The sequence below is a fragment of the Streptomyces monashensis genome, assembly GCF_001866665.1.
Classification (GTDB): Bacteria; Actinomycetota; Actinomycetes; order Streptomycetales; family Streptomycetaceae; genus Streptomyces; species Streptomyces monashensis.
Genome location: NZ_MLYO01000086.1, coordinates 1 through 5,806, shown reverse-complemented (window position 1 = coordinate 5,806; position 5,806 = coordinate 1). Strand labels below are relative to the sequence as shown.

At 70.7% G+C, this 5,806-nt stretch carries 2 protein-coding genes; both read right to left on the bottom strand.

The genetic code is table 11. The annotated features are described in order from the left end of the window. Positions 1 to 5,082, bottom strand: a 5,082-nt coding sequence (locus BIV23_RS53415) for a type I polyketide synthase (RefSeq protein WP_281250202.1), incomplete at its 3' end; no start/stop codon positions are given. A gap of 75 nt (positions 5,083 to 5,157) precedes the next feature. Further along, positions 5,158 to 5,806, bottom strand: a 649-nt coding sequence (locus tag BIV23_RS39825; protein ID WP_143079217.1) for an acyl carrier protein, incomplete at its 5' end; no start/stop codon positions are given.

Sequence of the window (5,806 nt, the reverse complement as noted above, 5' to 3'; positions counted from 1 at the left end):
ACCCGTACGACTCCCCCGCAACGACCCAGGATCGATCCCCGCCCGCTCCACCGCCTCCCACGACGTCTCCAACAACAACCGCTGCTGCGGATCCATCGCCAACGCCTCACGCGGCGACACCCCGAAGAACTCCGCATCGAACCCACCCACACCCGACAGGAACCCACCCTGCCGGACGAACCCGGGGGCCGTGCCGTCCTCGTTCGCGTAACGGTCGTAGACGGTCTCCAGCGCGGCCCAACCACGGTCGGTGGGGAAGTCGCCAATGCCGTCACGCCCGTTGGCCACCAGATCCCACAGATCCTCGGGCGTCTCCACACCACCGGGGAAACGGCACGCCATACCCACGATCGCCACCGGCTCGTCCACCGCCGTCACGGCTGCTCTGTCCGACGTGGCAGCGGTGGCGGCCTCGTTCCCGGACAACTCGCTGTAGAGGAAGGCGGCCAGAGCCTGCGGTGTCGGATGGTCGAAGGCGACCGTGGCAGGAAGCGCGACACCCGAGACCGCGGCCAGGACGTTGCGCAGCTCCACCGCGATCAACGAGTCCACACCCAGATCCCGGAACGCCCGCTCCGCACCGACCTGTTCGGCGTCGGCGTACCCCAGCACGACGGCCGCCAGCCGCTGCACCTCGTCCAGCACGAGGCGCATCCCGGCCGTACGCGGCAGGTCCGCTATGCGTGACCGCAGGCTGTCGTCGGCCTCGCCGACTCGCGCGGCACCGCCCGGTGCGGAGGTGACGACGGGTACGGCGAGGCGGGAGAGGAGGGAGCTGGGACGAGTCGCCGTGAACGCGGGAACGAACCGCGTCCAGTCGGCGTCCACGACCAGCTGGGTGGTGTGCCCCGCGTCCAGTACCGCCCCGAGGGCGGACAGGGCGAGTTGGGGAGCGAGTGCCGTCACGGCGCCCTGGTTCCGGCGGCGGCTGCCGGACTCGCCGGCCATCCCGTCCCCTGCCCACGGCCCCCAGGCGATGGAAGTCGCGGGCAAACCGTCGGCCCGACGCCGCTCGGCGAGGGCGTCCAGGGCCGCATTGGCGGCCGCGTAGGCGCCCTGTCCCGGGCTCCCGAGCGTTCCGGCCAGCGAGGAGAACAGAACGAACGCCGAGAGATCGTGGTCACGGGTAAGTTCGTCGAGCAGGCAGGCGGCCGACGCCTTGGGCCGCATCACCCGCTCGATGCGTTCGGCATCCGTCGCCAGCAGCGTGGCGTCGTCGAGGACTCCGGCAGCGTGGAAGACGGCATCGACGGGGTGCTCCGCAAGGAGCGAGGCGAGGTCCGCGCGAACGGAGACGTCCAGGGCGCGCAGCGTGACCCGTGCGCCCGCTCGTTCCAGCTCGGCGCGCAGCTCGTCGGCACCAGGTGCGGCTTCGCCGCTGCGGCCGACCAGGATGAGATCCCGGGCACCGCGCTCCACCACCCAGCGAGCCACCTGTGCGCCCAGAGCGCCGGTACCCCCGGTGATCAGCACGGTCCCGTTCGGCTCCCAGCGGGGAGCTTGCCGCGGCAACGGCGCGGACTGCACGAGCCGTCGGCCGAAGACACCATGGGCGCGGACGGCGAGTTGGTCCTCGCCACCCTGAAGGTGTGTCAGCGCGTGCGCGAGGCGGGCGTACGCCCGGTCGTCGACACGCTCGGGCAGGTCGACCAACCCACCCCAGACATCCGGGTGTTCCAGCGCTGCGACGCGCCCCAGCCCCCATACCGCGCTGTGGGACATACGGGCAACGCGTTCGGTTCTGTCGACCGCGACGGCACCTTGGGTGACAGCCCAGAGTCGTACGCCCGGGAGACGCGAATCCCCCAGCGCGCGCAACGCGTTCAGTGTCCCCACCACCGGTTCGGCGGACGTGGCGAATCCGAGGAGGGAGAGCACTCCGTCCAGGTTGCGGGGAGCGTCGGGCGTCTCGGTTCCGTCGGCGGGAACGCCAAGTGCCTCGGCACAGGCCGCGGGATCGGCGGCGGCCACTTCGACGACGCGCGGGGTCAGTCCCTGCGTGCGGAGAGCGGAGGCGAGGCCGTACGCGGTCTCACGGGGGCCGGCGTCCGCATCGGACGGGATCAGAACGACCCAGTTCCCGGTGCGGGACGCACCCCTCGCAGACGTGACCTCGTCGTCCCGGGTCAGCGGCCGCCAGGACACCTCATAGCGCAGGGCGTCGACTACCGCCCGCTCCTGTCGGCGGCGATACCACTTCGACAGCGCCGGGACCACCGGCCCGAGCGTGTCCTGGGCGAGGTCGAGATCCGCCGCCAGAGTCGGCAGGTCCGCGTTCTCCACGGCCGCCCAGAACTCGGCGTCCACGACGGCGGACACCCGTGACGGGCCCAACGCGCCACCGGGAGAGGGTTCGTTCGGGGCGAGCCAATAGCGCTGCCGCTGGAACGGATACGTCGGCAGATCGACAGACTCGACACCTTCATCGCCTCCGAGCACCGCCGCCCAGTCGATCTCCCCGCCGTCGACGTGCAACGTCGCCATCGCCCGCAGCACGGCCAGGCGTTCGGCACCCTCCTTACGGAGCATCGGTACGAACAGTGCGTCACCGGCGTCGTCGTCCGGAACGCAGCTCTGCGCGAGGGCGGTGAGGGTGCCGTCGGGTCCGATCTCCAGGAAACGCGTCACACCCTCGGCGACGAGCGCGGCCACGCCATCGGCGAAGCGCACCGCCTCACGGACATGCCGCACCCAGTAATCCGCCGACGCCAACTCCCCGTCCACAGCAAGCTGTCCGGTCACGTTCGAAACGACCGGGACCGACGGTGCGGCGTAGCTGACGCCTTCGGCGACGCGGCGGAAGGCGTCGAGCATCGGCTCCATCAACGGCGAGTGGAAGGCGTGCGAGACCCGCAGACGCGACGTCCGCCGCCCCCGCGCCTTCAGCTCTTCGGCGACCTCGACGACCGCCGACTCCACACCCGCGATCACGACCGCGCGGGGACCGTTGACCGCGGCGATCGACACCTCGTCCGCACGGCCTTCGACCAGCGGGGCCACTTCCTCCTCGGCGGCCTCCACCGCCACCATCACACCACCGGCCGGCAACTCCTGCATCAGCCGGCCACGCGCCACCACCAGAGCGCAGGCATCCCCCAGCGACAACACACCCGCCACATGCGCCGCAGCGACCTCACCGATCGAATGCCCGATCAGGACATCAGGACGCACCCCGAACGACTCCACCAGACGGAACAACGCCACCTCGACCGCGAACAACGCAGGCTGCGCCCACTCCGTACGACCCAGCCGCTCCACGTCCCCACCGAAGACGACATCACGCAACTCCGCACCCACATGAGCGCACACCGCGTCGAAAGCCTCCGCGAACACCGGGAAGGCCTCGTACAACTCACGCCCCATCCCCAACCGCTGCGCACCCTGACCCGAGAACAGGAACGCCTGCCGCGAGTCTCCACGGTCCCGGCCGACGATCGTGTCCGATGAAACGAGGCCGTTCGTAACGGCGTTGAGGGCCTCGATCGGACCGGTACCGTTCTCGGTGATGAGCACGGCTCGATGTTCGAAGTGCGTCCGCGTCGTGGCGAGGGACAGTGCCGCACGGCCGGGTGCGATGTCGGGGTGACGGTCGGCGAAGGTCGCGAGAGAACGCGCCTGGGCGCGCAGGGCCTCCTCGGTCCGGCCGGAGAGAAGCCAGGCCGCCGGTGCGGAGGGCGAGTCGGCGGGGCGGGCGTCGGGCTGAGGTTCCGGAATCGGGGCCTGTTCCAGGATGACGTGCGCATTGGTACCGCTGACTCCGAAGGCCGAGACTCCCGCCAGGCGGGGGCGACCGGTATCGGGCCACTGTCGCTGCTCGGTGAGCAGTCGTACGTCTCCCGCCGACCAGTCCACGTGTGAGGACGGCTGCCCCACATGCAAGGTCGCCGGCAGCACACCGTGCCGCAGGGCCTCCACCATCTTGATCACACCGGCCACACCGGCGGCGGCCTGGGTGTGACCGATGTTGGACTTCACCGACCCCAGCCACAATGGACGCTCACTCTCGCGCCCCTGCCCGTACGTGGCGAGCAGCGCCTGCGCCTCGATCGGGTCCCCCAGCTTCGTGCCCGTACCGTGCGCCTCCACCACATCCACATCAGCAGCAGACACACCCGCCGCCTCAAGCGCGGCCCGGATCACGCGCTGCTGCGACGGACCGTTCGGAGCCGTCAGACCGTTCGACGCACCATCCTGATTCACCGCCGAACCCCGCACCACCGCCAACACGCGATGGCCGCGTGCCACGGCGTCCGAGAGCCGCTCCACCAGCAGGACACCGGCACCCTCGCCCCAGCCGGTACCGTCCGCCTCCTCCGCGAACGCCTTGCACCGGCCGTCACCCGCCAGACCACCCTGACGGTCGAACTCGGCGAAGACGTCCGGGGTGGACATCACGGTGACGCCGCCGGCGAGGGCCAGGTCGCATTCGCCCGCGCGCAGCGCCTGGGCGGCCAGGTGCAGGGCCACCAGCGAGGAGGAGCAGGCCGTGTCGACCGTGACCGCCGGTCCCTCCAGGCCGAGGACGTACGACACCCGGCCCGAGACGACGCTCGCGGCGTTGCCGGTCAGCAAGTGGCCCGCGATGCCCTCCGGCAGGTCGTCCCCCGAGACGGCGCCGTAGTTCTGGTTGCTGCATCCGACGAAGACACCGGTGCGGCTGCCGCGCACGGAGGTGGGTTCGAGGCCGGCACGCTCCAGCGCCTCCCAGGACGTCTCCAGGATGAGGCGCTGCTGCGGGTCCATCGCCACCGCCTCGCGCGGTGACACTCCGAAGAAGGCCGCGTCGAATTCGGTGGCCGTGGTGACGAATCCGCCCTGTCCCACGGCGTCCGAGGAGACGTCGCCGGCCGTGTCCCAGCCGCGGTCCGCGGGGAACGGCGTGACGGCGTCGATGCCGGCCGCGACGAGGTCCCACAGTTGTACCGGGTCGGTGACGTCACCGGGGTAGCGGCAGGCCATGCCGATGATGGCGATCGGTTCGGTCGCTGCCCGGCTGAGTTCGTCGTTGCGACGGCGCAGACGCTCGTTCTCGGTCAGGGAGGCACGCAGGGCGGCGACCACGCGCTCTTCGGAGGTGGACATGCTCAAACTCCACTGGTTCATGGCCCGTTCGCGGGCGGACGGGAGGTCGTGGCGGAGGGGCGGCGGGAAGGTGTGTCAGGAAGCGGAGTCGCCCAGGGCCAGTTGAACGAGTGCGTCGACGTCCATGGCCTCGATCGCGCCGGATGCGGGTTCGTCCGTGTTCTGCGACTGATCGGGCGTGCCGCTGTCCGCCAGGGACAGCACCGCTGTCAGCAGGCCGCTCTCCTCCCAACGGGAGAAGGGGATCGCGGCGAGCGCGCTGCGGAACGTCTCTTCGTCGTTCTCCGCCCCCCGACGACTCGTTACGGGCTCCGTCTCCGTGGCCCGCATCTGACCGAACAGCTCGTCATGGAGGTGGTCGGCGAGGTGGCGTGGGGTGGGGTGGTCGAAGACCAGGGTCGACGGCAGCCGCAGTCCTGTCTCGGCATGGATTTGGTTGCGCAGTTCAACGGCGGTGAGGGAGTCGAAACCCACGTCCTTGAAAGGACGGTTGAGGTCCAGGGCGGAGCGTGAGGTGCGACCGAGCACCACGCCCGCCCGCTCGCGGACCAGTTCCCGCAAAGCCCGCAGACGCTCCTTCTCGGGTCGCTGTGCCAAGCGTGCCGTCAGGACGGCCCGGACGTCCTCGGTCGTCTTCTTCTCGTTCTTCTCGACGGCGTCGGTGCCGGTGGGGCCGCCGAGGTCGGCGAGATCGGCCAGGTCGGCGAGGAGGGGGCTGGGCCGA